This is a genomic window from Taishania pollutisoli (genome assembly GCF_014518315.1).
In the GTDB taxonomy this organism is placed as follows: Bacteria; Bacteroidota; Bacteroidia; order Flavobacteriales_D; family Crocinitomicaceae; genus Taishania; species Taishania pollutisoli.
On record NZ_JACVEL010000002.1, the window covers coordinates 78,065 to 96,744 of the forward strand.

Genomic DNA, 18,680 nt, shown 5'->3' on the forward strand with positions numbered 1-18,680 from the left:
GATATATATGCAAAGCATCATTTCAGTACTTCCGGATCATATTGCCAATCAAATCGCGGCTGGAGAGGTGATCCAGCGTCCAGCTTCTGTTGTGAAGGAGTTGGTTGAGAATGCTATTGATGCCGGGGCTGAAAAAATACAGGTACACATCAAAGATGCCGGGAAAACATTGATCCAGGTGATAGATGATGGAAAAGGAATGAATGTGAAGGATGCGGAATTGTGTTTTTTGCGTCATGCAACCAGCAAAATTCATTCAGCAGATGATTTATTCGCTCTGCAGACAAAAGGATTCAGAGGGGAGGCGTTGGCGAGTATTGCAGCAATCGCACATGTGATACTGCAAACACGGCAGGAAGGAACGGATACCGGTACGCGCGTGCTTGTAGAAGGAAGTCAGGTGATTGAACAGGAGGAAGTTGTTTGTGATAAGGGAACAAGTTTTGAAGTGAAAAATTTGTTCTATAATGTCCCGGCACGTCGCAATTTTCTGAAGTCAAATGATGTTGAATTTCGTCACATCAAAGATGAATTTGAGCGAATTGCATTGGCACATCCGAACATTCATCTGATTTTGACACATAATGGAACGGAAGTGTACAACCTGAGAAGCGTTGTTCTCCGTAAAAGAATTGTGGATATCATCGGCGATCGTCAGAACGAACGGTTGGTTCCTATTCATGAAGAAACAACAATTGTAAGGGTTTCAGGATACGTTGTGAAGCCGGAATATGCAAAAAAAACGAGAGGAGAACAGTTTCTGTTTGTGAACAACCGCTACTTTCGGGACGGCTATTTTAACAATGCTGTAAACAGGGCGTTTGAAGGATTGATTCAACCGAAAACATATCCGGGGTACTTTCTGTATTTTGAAATCGATCCTGCAAAAATTGATGTGAATGTCCATCCGACAAAAACAGAAATCAAATTTGAAGAAGATAAATACATTTACTCGATCCTGATCAGTTCGATTCGTCAGGCATTAGGTAAATACAATATTGCACCGACTCTGGATTTTGAACGTGAGCAAAGTTTTGATTTGCCATATCACATGCATTCTCAACCGGTTGTTCAGCCGCAAATTCAAGTCAACCCGAATTACAATCCGTTTTCTCAGGAAACGAAAAGTATAGGGAAAAATTCTCATTCAACAGAACATAAGGCGTTGAATAAACACGGCTTTGGTGAAAATAAATCGACGCAACAGGATTGGGCCGGTTTCTATAATATTGATGAGATTGCGGAAAAACAGGAAGAAGTTCAACAAGCAATTGAGCTGGAAGAAGAAGGGACGCAGTTTGATCAATTTATTCTGCGACCACCTTATATTTTCTTCCCCGCAAAAACCGGGTTGATGGTAATGCACGGTAAACGCGCGTTTGAGCGAATCGTTTACAATTCCATGATGAAAGAATTTATTGTGCATCCGATTGCATCACAAACATTGTTATTTCCATACGAAAAAGAAGTATCATCCGGAGAACAATCGACCTGGGAGTCCCACAATGCGTTACTGAGCCGGTTGGGATTTGAAAGTAACATTCAGGAAAATACATTGTTGCTAAGTGCTGTTCCGGCCGTACTCGAAGAAGAGGCGATTAATGACTGTGTGGATTCCATTCTGCACAATCTTTCCTTTGCGGAAATAGATAAAGGGGAGATTGCACACATTCTGATTTCGAATGTTGCACGAAATGCGGGGAAATCAAAAGTAATCTCAGGAAACAAAGAACAGGTGAGTAATTTGGTAGAATCGCTGTTTCAGTGTGAAGAACATGTCTATACCCCCGGAGGAAAACTGATTTTAAAAACAATACCTTTAACAGATATCCATCAACTATTTTAATTTTTTGAAATGCTGAATAACATTCCTATCGTAACAAAAAACATCCTGATCATCAACATCCTGGTTTATGTAGTGATGATGGTTGGCATCAATATGGGGCATGAGATGTTACCGTTCTATTTGAGTACCCATTATTTTAATGCTCCGACATTTGAACCATACCAGGTGGTTACACACATGTTTACACACAGCGCGACAGATATTTTTCACATTGTGTTCAATATGTTGTTATTGGTAATGTTCGGGTCTCATTTAGAGCGAATCTGGGGAGCGAAACGATATTTTATATTTTATTTTGCCTGTGGGATAGGAGCATTGGTCTTGTATAATTCAATCGGAGTTGTGCAGATTCACCAGCTGAAACAGGCCCTGATTGCCGATGGTTATAACATAGATGTTGTCAACGAATACATCTGGGGAGGGAATGTCAGACAATTACCGATACTTTCAGCTAACAGTCAGGAGTTGTTTAACGAGTACAGCGAGATGGTTTTTAGCTCAATGGCAGGTGCTTCAGGTGCTATTTTCGGATTGCTGGCGGCATTTGCGATACTTTTTCCCAATACTGAATTAATGCTGTTATTTCCGCCTATTCCGATCAAAGCCAAATACCTGATCGGCGGTTATCTGGTATATGAAATCTATATGAGTTTCTTTTCAACAAAAATTGATAACATTGCCCACCTTGCCCATGTCGGAGGGGCGATTGTCGGTATAGTTTTTGTACTGTACTGGAGAAAAACGGACCGACGTAATTTCTATTGATTTCCAATTGATTGTTTTCTAAGTAATAATTCACGAATATGCAAACTGAAAATAGTCTTCTTACCGATCTTAAAAATACGTTCCGGACAGGGGGCATGACCGTGAAGTTGATTTTTGTCAACATCCTGGTTTTTATTGCCATCGGAATTCTTGAAGTTGTTTCCAGTATTATCGGAGGTGTTCCGGGGACTCTGGTACTGGATCTCACAGATGTTGTTTTTGCTTTATTTACCCCCATCAGGGAGTTTATTGTCAAACCCTGGGGGTTGTTTACAAGTATTTTTGCGCACTACAGCTTCATTCACTTGTTGTTAAATATGGTGTTTTTGTATAGTGTGGGAAGAATTTTTGAGCAATTCTTCAGTGCAAAACGCTTGCTGTATACATACATTCTCGGAGGTATTTTTGGAGGATTGCTGGAATTGATTGCGCATTTAATCCTTCCTTCAGTCGGAGGGACAATGGTTGTTGGAGCATCCGGTGCCGTGATGGCAATTCTGGTAGCAACCGCATTCTATCAACCGAAGTTAACGGTTTCTATCTGGGGGATATTCAATATGCGGTTGATCTATCTCGCATTGATCTTTATCCTGGTAAATTTGTACAATGCAGGAATGGGTACAAAAGACGGAACAGCTTATTTTGCTCATCTGGGAGGGGCGCTTTTAGGTTTTTTATCCGTTCGCAATCCATTTAGTATGAATAACATCATCAATCGGGGGATCAGAATCGGGGACGGGCTCGTTTCTGTTTTCAAAAAAAGGAAAACAAACAGCGGAAATTTTCGTTATTCTAAAGAAAAAGCGGGAGCAACAAAGCGGTTTAAAACGGACGAGGAATACAACATGGAAGCAAAAAAACGTCAGGAGCGCATTGATGCAATTCTGGATAAGATTTCAAAATCCGGTTATGAATCCTTGACAAAGGAAGAAAAAGATTTGCTGTTCAGGCAGGGAAATCAGTAAGGAGACAGGCATGAGTAAGGTGAGCAGGCTGAAAAAGATTGTACGTTTTTCCAACGTGATGAGAATAGGATCCGTGGCCCTTATTGTCGCTCTGCTTATTTCTTACCTGACTCCGTTGATACATCCTCAGCACCTGTGGATTTTACCCTTTTTTGGATTGGCGTACCCAATTCTGGTGTTTTTATCATTTATTGTTATTCTTTACTGGGCCTTTCTTCGTTCTGCAAAATGGAGCATTACACTCTTGCTGCTGGTTGTTGCAGGATATCCTTATTTCCTGCGATTGTTTGCATATGGAGAATCCGTGAAACTTCCTGAAAATGCAGTGACAAGTATTAAAGTTGTGTCAAACAATGTGCAGATTTTTGACTTGTATGACGAAGACAGAGAAAAAAAGTACACGACCAGGGATAGTATCTTTAATTACGTCATTAATCAGCAACCGGATGTTGTCTGCTTCCAGGAGTTTTATAAAAAAGACAACCCGACGGAATTTCAAACAACAGATTTATTTCGAAAAGAATTTGATGGTGCAGATCATCATCAACGCTACATTTACAAAAAAACAGGGAGGCAGCATTTTGGTGTTGTTATGTTTTCCAGGTTGCCCGTCATTGCAAAAGGAGATGTTATTTTTGAATCGGAAGACGAAACAAATTACAATTTCTGTATTTACATGGATGTTGTAAAAAATCAGGATACATTTCGCGTGTACAATGTCCATTTGCAGTCGTTTAGAATCAGTAAAATTCAGGATGAAGGAGAAGGAAAGTCGGAGGTGGTGAAAGGAATCGTCCAAAAACTAAAAACAGCGTATCCTAAACGTGCAGACCAGGCAATCCGAATCAATGAACACATCAGGAATTCCCCTTACCCGGTCATCGTATGTGGTGATTTTAACGATACACCAGTGTCATTTGTCTACAATCAGTTTCAAGATCACCTCACAGATGCTTTTCTGAGTTGTGGATCGGGAATCGGTTCAACATATGTAGGAAAGTTACCGGCCGGAAGAATTGATTACGTATTTCATTCTCCGGAGTTGGTTTCAACAAATTTTTTCATTCAAAAAAGAGCATTCAGCGATCATCGTGCCATTTCATGTGTGGTGAGTAAAGTAAAATAGATATGAGCGAAGGACAAGTGACACGCATCAATAAGTACCTGAGTGAGATTGGGTTTTGCTCACGAAGGGCGGCAGATAAGCTGATCGAAGAAGGTCGTGTGAAAATTAATGGTGTGATTCCTGAAATGGGAACAAAAGTTGGAAAGGATGATCAAATTCATGTGGACGGGAAATTAATCCAGGATAAGAAAGCCGCACCTGTATACCTGGCTTTCAATAAGCCAAGAGGAATCGTCTGTACAACAGATACCAAACGTGAAAAAGATAATATTGTTGATTTCATCAATTACCCGGAACGGATTTTCCCGGTTGGAAGGTTGGATAAAGCAAGTGAAGGATTGATTTTCATGACCAATGACGGAGATATTGTCAATAAAATCCTTCGGGCAAGGAATAACCATGAGAAAGAATACATCGTTCGCGTAGATTTACCCATTACAGCACAATTTTTAGAAAAAATGCGTTCCGGAGTACCTATTCTGGATACGGTAACGCGAGAGTGTGTCGTAGAACAATTGGATCGGTTCAAATTCAGAATTATTCTGACACAGGGATTAAACAGGCAGATCCGAAGAATGTGTGAATACCTTGGCTATGAGGTTAAAAGTCTGAAACGAATCCGGATCATGAATATCTCATTGGATGTTCCGGTTGGTCAATACCGCCATTTTACGCAGGAAGAGTTGGATACACTTAACCAGTTGTGCGCTGATTCATCTAAAACAGTCGATTGATTTAAATCTTCCCGGGGAGTTAGGCCACGATTGTATGATCCCGTGTTTTTAACAACTATTTATGATTTTGTCCTATCGCAATAAGACGATATCGCGATAATTACTGTTAATTTTGTGGTTTCGTTATGACACATAAACCAATCAATAAGACATTCCTCATTATTCTTCTTGGAATCCTTGCAGCCTTAGGGCCATTTACAATCGACATGTACCTTCCCGGATTCAAACGCATTGCAGAGGATTTCGGGACCGATGAAAAACAGGTTGCTTTTACGCTCACCTCTTATTTTGTCGGTATTGCTGTCGGACAATTGATCTACGGACCAATTGTTGATAAATACGGTAGAAAAAAGCCGTTACTGGCAGGGTTGTTGATTTATATTCTTGCGGCAGTGGGGTGTGCATTGTCCCCCAATATAGAAACGATGATCGGAATGCGCTTGCTTCAGGCATTGGGAGGATGTGTCGGAATGGTGGCTTCCAATGCGATTATCAGTGATACGTACGAAAAAGAAAAAAGAGCGAAAGCATTTTCTTCAATTATGTTGGTGATGGGAGTTGCTCCGCTGATTGCTCCCAGTTTTGGAAGCCTTTTACTGAAAGAGGCTGACTGGGAATATATTTTTTACTTTCTGGCGATTTTTTCAGCATTTGTTGCGGCATTAATCTATTTTTTTCTTCCGGAGACCAGTAGCTATATGCATTCAAATAAGTTGAAGGTTAGAAAGATATCCGCAGATTACTGGAAGATTTTCCAAAATAAAACGTTCTTATTTTACACATTAGCAGGGAGCCTGGCCATGTCGATTTTATTCGCCTATGTTTCCTCTGCTGCTTTCGTTTTTCTGACGATTCATAAATTGGATCAGGGAACCTTTTCTTTGTTATTTGCAATAAATGCTTCCGGTCTGATATCCGGAAGTTACATCAACGGTTTGTTGACGAAGTACTTCAACTATATAAAAATTGCCAAAGTTGCTTCTTGGATATTGAGCCTGGTTGCGATCGGTATTTTAATTGCCGTGAATTTCCGTTCCGATCTTCATTATTACTGGATCGTGGCGGGTATTTTCTCCATTCTCTTTTTGATTGGATTTATCAACCCGAATGCGACAGCTGCTTCCCTGGCACCGTTTACAGAGAATGCAGGAGCGGCATCAGCATTAGGTGGTGCGGTCAGAATGGGGATCGGTGCACTGGTTGCTGCGGTGATTGGTATCTTTCAGGGAGATTCCTCGAATACCTTGTTTGTAACCATCTTTTTATTAGCGTTTTTAGTAATGTTGTTGTTGTCCGTTGCTCCGGTAATTGCAAAGCGGAAAGCAAAGAAGAAGGCTGAAAAGGGAGAGGAGCATCCTCCTGGTCCTATCGCAATATGACGATATCGCGATATTTATGAATAGAAAAGTGCCATAGCAAAAAGGCCTGAATATTACTATCCGGGCCCTTTCAATAAAATCGTTCTGTAAAGTGATTATTTCGCGTTCTCAACAACTTTTGTTGTAAATGACAAATCGACTTCTGACCATACTTTAGTGACACCATTTTCTGTATGATTTTCTTTACAAGCGGCATTCAACACATCAATTGCCTTACTGGTATTCCATTTTGCAATGTCCATTGTTGCCTTGAATGAAAAGTTTTTGTCTGCAATCTCGTATTTTCCTTTTACAAGATCGGTAATGCCATTCATCGTTACTTCCAATTCCGCAGTCCCGTCATCAGCTAACTTGACAATATGACCAGTTAAATCTACCGTTGACATGGTTCCAAAAAAGAACTCTATGATCTTAGCGTTCCGCGATTCATCCTGTGTTTCGATGGAACTTACAGGAATCGTAAAACCAAATGATTCTGCTAATGTTTTTACGTCTGCAGCTTCACTAACAGAAGTAATGGTGATCTTGTTAAATGTTCCCTTCACCGGAGCTTTACTTTCAAATTTAAAAGCTGTCCACTCCATCACCGAATTTTCGTGACTGTAACTATACGTAACATCTTTTTTTTCGTCCGTTTGTTCACCTTTTCCTCCACATGCAGCAAGTACAACAATACCCGCAATCAGAGTAATACACTTAATAAACTGTTTCATTTCACGCTATTTTTTTCGAAAATACAAATTTCAAAGACAAGAAAGGTCAAAATCTATTGTTAATTTTGCGTTATAATTTCAGAACATGGATCATCACATAGAATTGAGGTTTCAAAAATTGAAATCATTGCTGGAGGAAAAATTTGGAGAAGGAATGGATGTTTCCGCTATTCTGTTTTTGATTGGAGTCAATGAATTGGGAGAGGGGTATCGCAAATTCAGTAAAAATCAGAAAACGGACCTGATGCACATTGCTATTTGCACCTTATTGGAACCATACGGATATTATGAGTTTGAGGGGAGAGACGGAGACAACTGGCCACATTATAAATTATTGAAGGACTTACCTCCACTTGACAATCGCCAGCAGCAACACCTGCTCAAAGAAGGAATGATTGATTATTTTATCCAGAATGATTATTATACGGAAGAAGAATTACATGTCGTTTAAATGAAATACGAGATCATTACAACAAATGACGGTTCTAAAACCATTTATGTGCCTCACTTGGATGAGACATACCATTCATCTCATGGAGCGGTACAGGAAGCGATTCATGTGTTTATCCGGCATGGAATTCGGGCAATTGAAAAGCGCGAACTTCGTGTTTTTGAGATGGGATTCGGTACGGGATTGAATGCATTACTGACGTATGTTGAATCGGAACAGTTCAAACGAACAATTCATTACAGCGGTATTGAAGCGTATCCGGTAGAACTGGAGATGGCAATGTTGATGGACTATTGTTTATTAATCGGAGAAGAATACCAGGGAAATTTTGCAGAATTGCACCAGGCAGATTGGAACCGCAAACACCGATTGTCAGATTTGTTTTCATTTGAAAAAATCCATGCAAAAATAGAAGAATTTACGCCGCCCCATGCGGAATTTGACATTGTCTTTTTTGATGCGTTTGGCCCCCGGGCGCAGGAAGATATGTGGGCCCCTTCTATTTTGAAAAAAATGTATGACGCACTGATTCCGGGTGGTTTTTTGGTAACTTATTGTGCAAAAGGACAGGTAAAACGTGATTTGAAGTCGCTTGGTTTTCACGTCGAAGCATTACCGGGACCTCCCGGAAAACGAGAAATGACAAGGGCGTGGAAATACAGTTGATCCAACGGGAAAAATGAATACATTGCGATATCGCAATATTCCGATATGGCGATAACTGATTATTCTTTATTCAGAGTCCTTAATGCTTTTCGAATAATATAACCTGTCGCTTTCGTATCACTTTCTTCTTTCCATTTTTGACAAATAATCTGTACAAAATCAGGGCGGGTTTTGCTGGCATCATTCAGCCAGTTTCCGACGCTATCCTGTACATATTTCGCAGGATCGGATTTTAAAGGGTTCAATACCGGTAATGCCAGTTCCGGTTGCTGTTTTAATACATCAATGTGTGTGCACCAAACACCTCTGGGACGAATGGATTCACATGCAAATCGACGCACATTCGGATTTTCATCGATTGCCCAGGTCGATAAAATATCAATACTTTTTTTCAGCTGATCGGTAATGTCCTTTCGAACAGCCATCCAACAGATTTCCCTCACACCAAAATGTTCATCTGCCGCAAAAAGCTTAATGGCTTCCAGTTTTTTCTCAATGGAAAGCTGTTGATTTTTCCCGATGAAATAAGTCGCCCAACACCGAACAATATCAGCTGAATGCTGCATTAACAAAGTAGAAAATGCTGTGTCGTTATTCTCAATCGTCAGCATAAACAAACGAGTTCCGATCGCTTCATTGATTGTATTGACGGTTTGTTTTTTTAGCTGGTCAATTTCATCGAGTACCGATTGCAGGTAGTGAATCCGGTTGTTGTGCTTCAGGATATTCGATAGCAGTAATCGCTGATCAACAGATAGCCATTCTACAAGATTTGCTGTTTCGATCGTTCCCTCATTTAATTGTTGCAGAATTGCTCCCGGAATATCTTTTGTGGAGCGTGCCCCTTTTCGCTTTTCGGTCATTGCTTATTTGTCTTTCATGACAATCCGTGCCGTCTGACGGGAGAATTGCTCCAGTAGAATATCTTTTTTAATTGTCACGCGGTCAATTGTTGCCTGATCATAATGTCGAATGGTAACCAATTCCAGCCCCTCGTTATACCGAACTTCATAGTCAGACCGAAAGGTCTTGAGAATGGTTTCAATATCTACTTTTTCGGCATCAACCAGAATTGAAAAGCTGAGGGCAGAGTTTTGCATCAGGTTTATTTTTGCCCCGATTTCAGAAAGCCGGTTGAAAATATCGCTGAGGTGTGATTCCACAATAAATGAAAAGTCACGCGTTCGGAAAGAGATGAGTAACTGGTTTACCTTGAAAATAAAGGACGGTACCAGGTGGTCGAATGCGCCGGAAGATTGAATTTCTGTTCCTTCAGCCTGTGGGGCAACGAATGATTTAACAAACAATGAAATGTTCTTGTTTTGAAGTGGCTTCAATGTTTTCGGATGGATGACACTTGCTCCGTAATAAGAAAGTTCAATTGCCTCACTAAACGAAATCTTATCCAGTTTGATCGTGTTATCAAAGTACTTCGGGTCGGCATTTAGCATGCCCGGAACATCTTTCCAAATGGTCACATTTTCAGCATCCAGACAGTATGCAAAAATTCCCGCAGTAAAGTCGGAACCCTCTCTTCCCAATGTGGTCGTTAATAATTCAACTGTATGTCCGATGAAACCTTGTGTAATAATAATATCTGCCTGTTCAAAAGCCGGTAATACCGTTGAACGGATCAGTTCTTCCGTGCGCTTCCAGTCAACTTCTGCATCGCGGAATACATTGTTGGTGCGAATGAGTCTGCGGGCGTCCACCCATTTTGAAGCAAAACCGGACATGCTGATATACGCTTCTACAATCAGCGTGGAAATGACTTCTCCCAACGAAACAATTTGATCGTATTCATAATTGTAATGATCCGGAATTTCATTTTGGTACCGGTTTTCCAATGCCTGAAAAACCTCGTTCAATTGTTGATATACGGGATGAGCAGAAGAAGGGAATAGTTGATCTGCAATGGTGAAATGGAATGATTTTAACTCCGCAATTTTTTCGTCAAATACGGATTTATTTCGTTTCCAGAGGGCGTCAACAACCAGTTCCAAAGCATTGGTGGTTTTTCCCATAGCGGAAATAACAATTAACAGCTTTTTTCCCTCAAATAACCGGATGATTTCAGTAACATTTCTTACAGCATCAGCATCTTTCACCGATGCACCTCCAAACTTAAACACATTCATATCAGATCAAGTTTTGTAGTCGTATGGTCATTTTACGACGCTTTTAACGGCCGGTAAATTGAAATACAGACAAGGTTCAGTTCAATTTCTCAGTGAGAATACGCATCTCAATCACAGGAGAGATTTTTTCATAAAGAATATTGTAAACCGCCTCTACGATGGGCATTTCCACCTCAAATTTCTTTTTTATTTCCATCACACTTTTTACAGCATAATATCCTTCGGCAATCATGTCCATCTCCAATTGAGCGGATTTCACCGAATATCCTTTCCCGATCATGAAGCCAAAGGTCCTGTTGCGGGAAAATTTAGAATAAGCGGTAACAAGTAAATCTCCCAGGTAAGCACTTGACTTCACGTCGCGGTGAATCGGACTCACTTCGTCAATGAAATTTTCAATTTCCTGTATTGCACAGCTGATCAAAACGGCCTGGAAATTATCCCCGTAACCTAATCCTGCGCAAATTCCTGAAGCGATGGAGTACACATTCTTTAAAACGGCTGAGAGTTCTGTTCCGAATAAATCATCAGAAGCTGTTGTTTTGATGTACCGGCATGACATGAATTCAGCCATTTCTTCTGCAATGACATCTTCCTGACAGGCAATGGTCAGGTAAGAAAGACGCTCCAGTGCAACTTCCTCAGCATGGCAGGGACCGCAAATGATTCCAATCTTACTGTAGGGAGTCCGGAAGGTTTTATGAATAAACCGTGCAGGTATGGCATGGTACTCAGGAACAATTCCTTTTACGGCTGAAAAGACAACTTTGTTTTCGAGCAATTCAACCGGGAAGTTCTCAAAGGTTTTCACCAGAAACGCTGAAGGAGTGGCAATGATGACAATATCAGCCGGTTCAATGATTTCTACCAGATTGGTACTGACATTGATCTTGTTCAGGTCAAATTCAACCGATTGCAGGTAGTTGGGATTGTGACGATACTTTAATATATGTCGAACGGCAGCATCGTTTCGCATCCACCAATTGACAGAAGAAACATTGTTGCACAATATTTTCACGATTGCAGTAGCCCAGCTACCTCCTCCGATTACAGCTATTTTTTTCTCCGAGTTCATTACTAACAACCGCAAATGTATGGATTATTTTGAATTAACAGCAATGAGATATACAGGTTGTTGACAGAATTCATAGGGTTGAAGCGTAAATCGTAGAATATCGCCATATCGTCAGATAGCGATATGGCGATATGGTTTTATTGGGCGATTACTAAAAACTATTCCGGTTTTGATTTTAATCGTTTAACCCACAGTAGATATCTTGCAACTGAACAGATTCCAGGTGCAATAAAATACCATTCAAAATAGGGGCAGGTAATCAAAAAAGATACGCGTTTATCAAGTGGTTTTTACCTTTTTTTAACACCGATTTAACACGAAAAAATACCCGGGTATTTTAAAGTTGATGTACTTTTGTTGACACTATTGTCAAACGGAGTGTCAAACATGGAGTGCTTAACAGAAGAACATATCAAACAGCGTGCGAAAGTACTGTTTTTCACAACCGGAATACTTGATGCAAGTACACAGGAAATAGCAGATTTTGCAGGTGTTAACAGGACATTGGTCAATTATTATTTTCGTTCTAAAAAGAACCTTTTTAACATTGTATATACAGAAATAATCAGTGAAATGCGTGCTGGTTTCGCTGCTGTGTATGCTTCCGATGGTACGTTTCGGGAGAAAGTCGAAGCGTTGATTGATTATACAATTGAATTCAGGGAAACATATCCGTTCCTGGAAATTTTTAATATTCAGGAAACCAGCAAGCTGAATAATCAAATGGAGACATTGCTCCGCCCGACAGCGATCAAAGAAACCCATTTGTTTCTAAAGGAAATAGAAGAAGAAATGAAAAAAGGGACCATTCCGACGTACGAACCGGTGAATTTCCTGATCAACTTAATGTCACTCATCTCGTTCCCGATTGTCATGAAACCGATATTCCGGGAAATATTCTGTATTTCAACGGAGGAACAATACCAAAAAATATACAACCAACGCAAAGAAATGGTGATGACCATTCTATTTAATAATGTAAACCAATGAGAAAAAACAATTCAACAATGATACGTTTATTTATAACTGCTACAGTGATCGGATTGGTCGCGTCATGCGGAGGGAAACAAGAAGAAGCACCTCAAAAAATGATCGGAACATATAAAGTTGTAAACCTGGAAAAAACAAATACAACTTTATTAGCTGAATACCCGGCATCACTCGAAGGAATAATGGACATCGATATTCGACCGAAAATTGACGGGTACATCGAACAGATTCTGGTAGACGAAGGGCAGGAAGTGAAAAAAGGACAAGTGCTGTTTAGAATCAGCAACCCGCAATTTTCACAAGATATGCAAAGTTTGGCAGCTTCTGTTGCAGCAGCAGAATCCGCAGTTGCTACTGCTGAATTACAAGTAACAAAAACAAAACCATTGGTTGACCAGGGCATTATCAGTGCGTTTGAACTGAAAAATGTGGAATTGGCATTGCAGGCACGAAAGGCAGAACTACAACGGGCAAAAGCACAGTATTCCAATGGAGTGACAAACGTCGGATATACGACGATAAAAAGTCCTGTAAACGGAATGGTAGGAACAATCCCTTACCGGATCGGAAGTTATGTAAACAGTGCAACTGCGCAACCTCTAACACGTGTTTCAGATATCAGTACTATTTACGCCTATTTCTCCATCAGTGAAAAACAACAGTTGGATATTGTTGCGGAAATCGAGGGGAAAACCTTCCAGGAGAAAATTGCAAAAATTCCGGAAGTAAATATGGTCCTGTCGAATGGTAATTTATACAACCATCCGGGAAAAATTCAAACATTCAGCGGACAGGTAAACACACAAACGGGAGCATTTAATGTACGTGCGAGTTTTCCCAATGCGGAAAAATTACTGCGTTCCGGAAACAGTGCTACTATTCAGATCCCCACATACCTGGAGCATGTGATTATCATCCCTCAAAAAGCGACGGTAGAGTTGCAGGATAAGCGAATGGCGTACATTTTAGATGGTGATAAAGTAAAAGCAGTACCGGTGAAAGTGAGAGCCGTTCCCGGAGGTAAATTCTTTGTAGTAGATGAAGGATTAACTGAAAAAGACCAGTTGGTGATTGAAGGAATTGGAATTTTGACAGAAGGAACAGTAATCAAACCTGACTTCGTTAAAATTGCCGATGTATTAAAAGAAGAAAGCAAGTAACACCTAACTTCAATTGTCAGGTACTTGTTTTCAGGCTGTCTGACACCTAAAAAAAAGAATATGTTTGATAAATTTATCGATAGACCGGTATTATCTACCGTGATTTCCGTAATCATTGTGATTCTGGGAATTTTGGGACTCATTTCACTCCCTGTTTCACAATATCCTGAGATTGCCCCGCCAACAGTAACGGTAAGCACAAGTTACCAGGGAGCGAGTGCCGAAGTGGTGATGAACTCTGTGGTGATTCCACTGGAAGAACAAATCAACGGAGTAGAGGACATGACGTATATGACATCAACCTCCAGCAACGACGGATCCGCTTCAATCAGTATCTATTTTAAGTTGGGGACGAATCCGGACCTGGCAGCGGTAAACGTACAAAACCGGGTTTCCAGAGCGACTCCTTTGCTTCCGCAGGAAGTAACACGGGCAGGGGTGACAACAGCCAAACGGCAGAGTGACAATATCCTGATCTTCTCGCTTTACAGTGAGACACCGTCATACGATATGACATTCCTGCAGAACTATGCCAATATCAACATTCTTCCGAAAATTAAGCGTGTGAACGGAGTAGGTGAAGCAATGGTATTCGGACAGAAAGATTATGCGATGCGTATCTGGTTGAAGCCGGATATCATGGCAAGTTACGGATTGGTTCCTTCTGATGTCATGGCACTGCTGTCGGAACAAAACATTGAAGCGGCGCCCGGACAGTTTGGAGAAAGCGGAGACCAATCGTTTCAGTACACCTTGAAATACAAAGGACGTTTACAGAGCGTAGAGGAATTTGAAGAGATCGTTATTCGTTCAACAGAAAACGGAGAAGTATTGACCCTTGGGGAAGTTGCCAGAATTGAATTGGGTGCGCTCAGCTATGCGGGAGGTTCAACAACCAATGGAAACCAATCCGTGGGAGTTGCCATCGCACAAACCGCAGGATCGAATGCGCAGGAGGTAATTGATGGCTCAATCAAAGTACTGGATGAAGCATCTAAAAATTTCCCGGCTGGAATTCATTACACAACATTGGTGAATGCCAATGACTTCCTGGATGAATCCATTTCAAAGGTCCTTAGCACGCTGGTGGAAGCATTTATTCTCGTATTTATAGTCGTATTTGTTTTCCTGCAAGATTGGCGCTCGACGTTGATTCCCGCGATTTCTGTTCCGGTAGCGATCATCGGGACCTTCTTTTTCCTGAGTTTGTTCGGATTTACCATCAACATGTTGACGTTGTTTGCATTGGTGTTAGCGGTAGGTATTGTTGTGGATGACGCGATTGTCGTCGTGGAGGCCGTCCATGCCAAGATGGAACAGGGAGAGCACAATCCGAAAAAAGCAACGCATCAGGCAATGGGAGAAATCAGCGGAGCGATCATTTCCATTACCCTGGTAATGTCGGCAGTATTTATCCCGGTTGCATTTATCAGCGGTTCCGCAGGTGTGTTTTACAAACAATTTGGTATTACGCTCGCCGTTTCCATTCTTATTTCTGCGGTTAACGCATTGACACTTTCTCCGGCTTTATGTGCAATATTACTCAAACCGCATGCACATGACGAGAAAGGAAAAAAGAAAGGTTTGCTGAAGCGTTTTTACGGAGCATTCAATACGGCATTTGATGCGACAACTGCAAAGTACAAGAAATCCGTTGAATTCTTTGTAAAACGAAAAACAGTCGCCTTCGCGGGTGTTGCATTATTTGTGGGATTGTTTATCCTGCTGATGAACTCCCGACCAAAAGCATTTGTACCGAATGAAGATACAGGAGGGATTATGTCCGATATTTCATTGCCTCCGGGAACATCCGTTGAACGGACGGAAGAAGTATTGATGCAGGTAGAAAATGCAGTAAAAGACATTCCGGAAATCAATAAAATTCTGCGGATCTCCGGACGAAGTTTGATCAGTGGAGCCGGAAGTAACTACGGGATGATCATTATCAAGTTGCATCCGTGGGCGATGCGGAAAGGAGAAGGTCAGGACGTTACCGCTATTACGCAACAACTCTTTCAGCGGATTGCTCCGATCAAAGATGCGAAAGTGATCTTTTTTGCCCGTCCGACAATTATGGGGTTTGGTTTCAGCAGTGGATTTGAATTTCAGTTGCAGGATCAGATGGGGGGGACCATTGAGAATCTGAATACGGTGAAAGATCAGTTCCTTGGAGCGTTGAATGCACGACCGGAAATACAGCATGCTACAACTTCCTTCTCACCGAACTATCCGCAATACAGGATCAACTTGAATGTTCCTGCAATTAAACGGGCTGGGTTGACCGTATCGGATGTTCTTGGAACCATGCAAGGGTATTACGGAGGGGTGTATGCCTCTAACTTTAATAAATTCGGGAAGCAATACCGGGTCATGTATCAGGCAGAAGCTGAATTTAGAACAGATGCCGAATCACTGAATAAAATCATGGTGCGAAACAGCAAGGGAGAAATGGCGCCGATTTCCCAGTTTATTGAGTTGGAAAAAGTCTTCGGACCGCAGATTATTAGTCGTTTTAACTTGTTTACATCGGTCAATGTGCAAGGAGCTCCGGCTCCGGGATACAGTACCGGTGATGCCATTAATGCCATTGAGGAAGTAGCGGAAAAAACACTACCTGTCGGTTACGGATACGAATATTCGGGAATGACACGGGAAGAAATCAGTGCCGGTGGTCAGACGATCTATATCTTTATATTGTGTCTGGTCTTTGTGTACTTCCTGCTCGCAGCGCAGTATGAAAGTTACATGCTGCCGTTTGCGGTATTGCTGTCACTTCCGATTGGTTTGGCAGGGGCGTTTATCTTCGCCTGGTTTTTTGATGTAAGCAACAACATCTATTTGCAGATTACACTCATCATGCTCATCGGTTTGCTGGCCAAGAACGCTATTTTGATTGTTGAGTTTGCAGCAGATGCGAGGAGAAAAGGAGCAAGTATTCCACAGGCTGCTGTTCAGGGAGCAGTTGCCCGTCTGCGACCGATTCTGATGACATCTTTCGCATTTATCTTAGGGTTATTGCCGCTGATGTTGGCAAAAGGTGCCGGTGCGGTTGGTAACAATGCAATCGGTACAGGTGCAATCGGGGGAATGTTGATCGGTACCATCTTCGGAGTATTGATTATTCCGGCATTGTTTGTTGTATTTCAAAAATTACAGGAGAAAGTAAGTTCTAAAACAATTGAAGAAAAAGAATCACATTAAGTCAAAAACATGAAAACATCATTTTTCAAATACATATTTGCCTCCGTCTTTGTAATTGCATTGGCAGGATGTGGTTTGGTGACGAAGAAATACGAAGAAGTCACCTTAACCGAAAGCCAGCAGAAAGAACTCTATCGGGATTACCAGTCCGAAGATTCTACGAACATTGCGGATATTCCATGGCAGGATTTTTTCACGGATGAACACCTGAAAACGTTGATCAGTGAAGGATTAGAGAAAAACTATGACCTGCAAAATGCTATTTTGCAGATTTCCACTGCTGAAAATACACTGAGACAAAGTAAACAGGCATTCTTACCAAGCCTGGATTTTACTCCCTCGGTGACGTACAATAAAACATCCCAAAATTCATTGAACTTGCCGTCGAATATCAACATCAACCTGCAGACGACAACTGTTTCACTGGGGTTTTCAACAAACTGGGAAATTGAGATCTGGGGGAAATTATCTGCTTCCAAAAGAAGCGCGCAGGCAGCATGGATGCGATCTGTTGCGTCCCAAAATGCGGTTAGAACTTCCTTGGTTGCAACAATTGCAGATGCCTATTATACATTGTTGTCGCTGGACAAACAGTTGGAGATCACTGAAGAAACAATTGCCATTCGTGAAAAAACGGTAGTAGCAATGAAGGCACTCATGGAAGCGGGAAGCGTAACGGGAGCGGATGTGGTACAGGCGGAGTCAAATTTATATGCTGCTCAGGTTAGTGTTCCGGAGTTGAAACGTTCCATTCGCGAATTGGAAAATACCTTGTGTGTTCTGACTGTAAGACCATTGCAGTCCATTCAACGGGGAACGTTTGATGAGCAGCAAATGACCATTGATCTGAAGTCCGGTGTTCCAACGCAATTGTTGGCAAACCGCCCGGATGTTCAGGCGGCTGAATTGTCTTTTCGTCAGGCCTTCGAGTTGACAAATGTTGCGAAAGCTTCGTTTTATCCGACGCTGCGATTGTCTGCCGGTAGTGGAGGAATCAGTGCGTTGACAACCCGTACATTGTTGGATCCGTCCAGTATATTTGTGAACCTGGTTGGTGGATTAACACAACCGATTTTTCAGCGCGGACAATTGAAAACAAATTATAGAAATGCAAAAAACACCCAGTTACAAGCCTGGAATTCATTTGAGCAGACATTGTTGACAGCAGGACAGGAAGTAACGGATGCATTGTATTCCTACGATATGGCGAAAGAAAAACAAGCCATTCGGGAAAAACAGGTAGATGCATTAGAGAAAGCAGTGAGTTTCCGCATGCAGTTACTGGAGTACAGCAGCAATACAAACTATACCGACGTACTGACTTCCGAACAAAGTTTAATTACAGCACAACTGGCAGGAGTAGCGGATAAATTGCAAGAATACAAGGCTGTTATCTCATTGTATCGTTCCTTAGGTGGCGGTTGGAAATAATCTTCCATTTTACATCAATCGAAAATAAACAACCCCGAAA

16 protein-coding genes are annotated in these 18,680 nt (G+C 41.4%); 12 read left to right on the plus strand and 4 right to left on the minus strand.

The features are described from left to right. Window positions 1-7: 7 nt before the first annotated feature. The 6 genes from mutL (at window position 8) to H9Y05_RS03470 (ending at window position 6,815) form a co-directional block, all read left to right on the plus strand. Window positions 8-1,846, plus strand: a complete 1,839-nt coding sequence (gene mutL, locus H9Y05_RS03445) for a DNA mismatch repair endonuclease MutL (protein WP_216713516.1) — start codon at window positions 8-10, stop codon at window positions 1,844-1,846. Window positions 1,847-1,855: 9 nt separating this feature from the next. Continuing rightward, complete coding sequence (locus tag H9Y05_RS03450) at window positions 1,856-2,611, plus strand: rhomboid family intramembrane serine protease (protein ID WP_163491825.1); 756 nt, start codon at window positions 1,856-1,858, stop codon at window positions 2,609-2,611. Between the two features lie 38 nt (window positions 2,612-2,649). Beyond that, window positions 2,650-3,576 carry a rhomboid family intramembrane serine protease gene (locus H9Y05_RS03455; RefSeq protein ID WP_163491824.1) on the plus strand — a complete coding sequence of 309 codons (927 nt, stop codon included), beginning with the start codon at window positions 2,650-2,652 and terminating at the stop codon, window positions 3,574-3,576. Between the two features lie 10 nt (window positions 3,577-3,586). Continuing rightward, window positions 3,587-4,702 (plus strand): endonuclease/exonuclease/phosphatase family protein, encoded by a 1,116-nt coding sequence (locus H9Y05_RS03460; protein WP_216713517.1) that lies wholly within the window; start codon window positions 3,587-3,589, stop codon window positions 4,700-4,702. 2 nt (window positions 4,703-4,704) lie between these two features. Continuing rightward, the gene (gene rluF / locus H9Y05_RS03465) at window positions 4,705-5,436 is read left to right on the plus strand and encodes a 23S rRNA pseudouridine(2604) synthase RluF (protein ID WP_216713518.1); all 732 of its coding nucleotides are present in this window, start codon (window positions 4,705-4,707) and stop codon (window positions 5,434-5,436) included. 125 nt (window positions 5,437-5,561) lie between these two features. Further along, the gene (locus H9Y05_RS03470) at window positions 5,562-6,815 is read left to right on the plus strand and encodes a multidrug effflux MFS transporter (protein WP_216713519.1); all 1,254 of its coding nucleotides are present in this window, start codon (window positions 5,562-5,564) and stop codon (window positions 6,813-6,815) included. Window positions 6,816-6,910: 95 nt separating this feature from the next. Here the strand turns inward: H9Y05_RS03470 and H9Y05_RS03475 are convergent, their stop codons facing one another. Then, a complete protein-coding gene (locus H9Y05_RS03475; protein ID WP_216713520.1) occupies window positions 6,911-7,528 on the minus strand; it encodes a YceI family protein in 618 nt (205 codons plus the stop codon). Between the two features lie 85 nt (window positions 7,529-7,613). On the opposite strand from H9Y05_RS03475, the gene H9Y05_RS03480 reads away from it, so the two are divergent. Both H9Y05_RS03480 and mnmD read left to right on the plus strand, forming a co-directional pair. Beyond that, the gene (locus tag H9Y05_RS03480; protein WP_163491819.1) at window positions 7,614-7,979 is read left to right on the plus strand and encodes a hypothetical protein; all 366 of its coding nucleotides are present in this window, start codon (window positions 7,614-7,616) and stop codon (window positions 7,977-7,979) included. Then, a complete protein-coding gene (gene mnmD / locus H9Y05_RS03485) occupies window positions 7,980-8,645 on the plus strand; it encodes a tRNA (5-methylaminomethyl-2-thiouridine)(34)-methyltransferase MnmD (RefSeq protein ID WP_216713521.1) in 666 nt (221 codons plus the stop codon). Between the two features lie 59 nt (window positions 8,646-8,704). On the opposite strand, the gene H9Y05_RS03490 is transcribed toward mnmD, so the two are convergent. The 3 genes from H9Y05_RS03490 to H9Y05_RS03500 form a co-directional block, all read right to left on the minus strand. After that, window positions 8,705-9,508, minus strand: a complete 804-nt coding sequence (locus H9Y05_RS03490; protein WP_216713522.1) for a DNA alkylation repair protein — start codon at window positions 9,506-9,508, stop codon at window positions 8,705-8,707. 3 nt (window positions 9,509-9,511) lie between these two features. After that, on the minus strand, window positions 9,512-10,783 hold the full coding sequence (locus H9Y05_RS03495) for an aspartate kinase (protein ID WP_216713523.1): 1,272 nt from the start codon (window positions 10,781-10,783) through the stop codon (window positions 9,512-9,514). 76 nt (window positions 10,784-10,859) lie between these two features. After that, the gene (locus tag H9Y05_RS03500) at window positions 10,860-11,858 is read right to left on the minus strand and encodes an NAD(P)H-dependent glycerol-3-phosphate dehydrogenase (RefSeq protein ID WP_163491815.1); all 999 of its coding nucleotides are present in this window, start codon (window positions 11,856-11,858) and stop codon (window positions 10,860-10,862) included. Window positions 11,859-12,245: 387 nt separating this feature from the next. On the opposite strand from H9Y05_RS03500, the gene H9Y05_RS03505 reads away from it, so the two are divergent. Genes H9Y05_RS03505 through H9Y05_RS03520 form a run of 4 tightly spaced genes read left to right on the plus strand, consistent with a single transcriptional unit; the run spans window position 12,246 to window position 18,640 of the window. Beyond that, the gene (locus H9Y05_RS03505) at window positions 12,246-12,848 is read left to right on the plus strand and encodes a TetR/AcrR family transcriptional regulator (RefSeq protein ID WP_163491814.1); all 603 of its coding nucleotides are present in this window, start codon (window positions 12,246-12,248) and stop codon (window positions 12,846-12,848) included. A gap of 17 nt (window positions 12,849-12,865) precedes the next feature. Then, window positions 12,866-14,008 carry an efflux RND transporter periplasmic adaptor subunit gene (locus tag H9Y05_RS03510; protein ID WP_163491813.1) on the plus strand — a complete coding sequence of 381 codons (1,143 nt, stop codon included), beginning with the start codon at window positions 12,866-12,868 and terminating at the stop codon, window positions 14,006-14,008. 60 nt (window positions 14,009-14,068) lie between these two features. Beyond that, window positions 14,069-17,209, plus strand: coding sequence for an efflux RND transporter permease subunit (locus H9Y05_RS03515; protein ID WP_216713524.1), 3,141 nt, complete (start codon window positions 14,069-14,071; stop codon window positions 17,207-17,209). Between the two features lie 9 nt (window positions 17,210-17,218). Further along, window positions 17,219-18,640 (plus strand): efflux transporter outer membrane subunit, encoded by a 1,422-nt coding sequence (locus H9Y05_RS03520; protein ID WP_163491811.1) that lies wholly within the window; start codon window positions 17,219-17,221, stop codon window positions 18,638-18,640. Window positions 18,641-18,680: the final 40 nt, after the last annotated feature.

Coding starts and splice junctions, on each gene's coding strand:
- mutL (WP_216713516.1), top strand. CDS start 8: ATGCAAAGCATCATTTCAGTACTTCCGGATCATATTGCCAATCAAATC.
- H9Y05_RS03450 (WP_163491825.1), top strand. CDS start 1,856: ATGCTGAATAACATTCCTATCGTAACAAAAAACATCCTGATCATCAAC.
- H9Y05_RS03455 (WP_163491824.1), top strand. CDS start 2,650: ATGCAAACTGAAAATAGTCTTCTTACCGATCTTAAAAATACGTTCCGG.
- H9Y05_RS03460 (WP_216713517.1), top strand. CDS start 3,587: ATGAGTAAGGTGAGCAGGCTGAAAAAGATTGTACGTTTTTCCAACGTG.
- rluF (WP_216713518.1), top strand. CDS start 4,705: ATGAGCGAAGGACAAGTGACACGCATCAATAAGTACCTGAGTGAGATT.
- H9Y05_RS03470 (WP_216713519.1), top strand. CDS start 5,562: ATGACACATAAACCAATCAATAAGACATTCCTCATTATTCTTCTTGGA.
- H9Y05_RS03475 (WP_216713520.1), bottom strand. CDS start 7,528: ATGAAACAGTTTATTAAGTGTATTACTCTGATTGCGGGTATTGTTGTA.
- H9Y05_RS03480 (WP_163491819.1), top strand. CDS start 7,614: ATGGATCATCACATAGAATTGAGGTTTCAAAAATTGAAATCATTGCTG.
- mnmD (WP_216713521.1), top strand. CDS start 7,980: ATGAAATACGAGATCATTACAACAAATGACGGTTCTAAAACCATTTAT.
- H9Y05_RS03490 (WP_216713522.1), bottom strand. CDS start 9,508: ATGACCGAAAAGCGAAAAGGGGCACGCTCCACAAAAGATATTCCGGGA.
- H9Y05_RS03495 (WP_216713523.1), bottom strand. CDS start 10,783: ATGAATGTGTTTAAGTTTGGAGGTGCATCGGTGAAAGATGCTGATGCT.
- H9Y05_RS03500 (WP_163491815.1), bottom strand. CDS start 11,858: ATGAACTCGGAGAAAAAAATAGCTGTAATCGGAGGAGGTAGCTGGGCT.
- H9Y05_RS03505 (WP_163491814.1), top strand. CDS start 12,246: ATGGAGTGCTTAACAGAAGAACATATCAAACAGCGTGCGAAAGTACTG.
- H9Y05_RS03510 (WP_163491813.1), top strand. CDS start 12,866: ATGATACGTTTATTTATAACTGCTACAGTGATCGGATTGGTCGCGTCA.
- H9Y05_RS03515 (WP_216713524.1), top strand. CDS start 14,069: ATGTTTGATAAATTTATCGATAGACCGGTATTATCTACCGTGATTTCC.
- H9Y05_RS03520 (WP_163491811.1), top strand. CDS start 17,219: ATGAAAACATCATTTTTCAAATACATATTTGCCTCCGTCTTTGTAATT.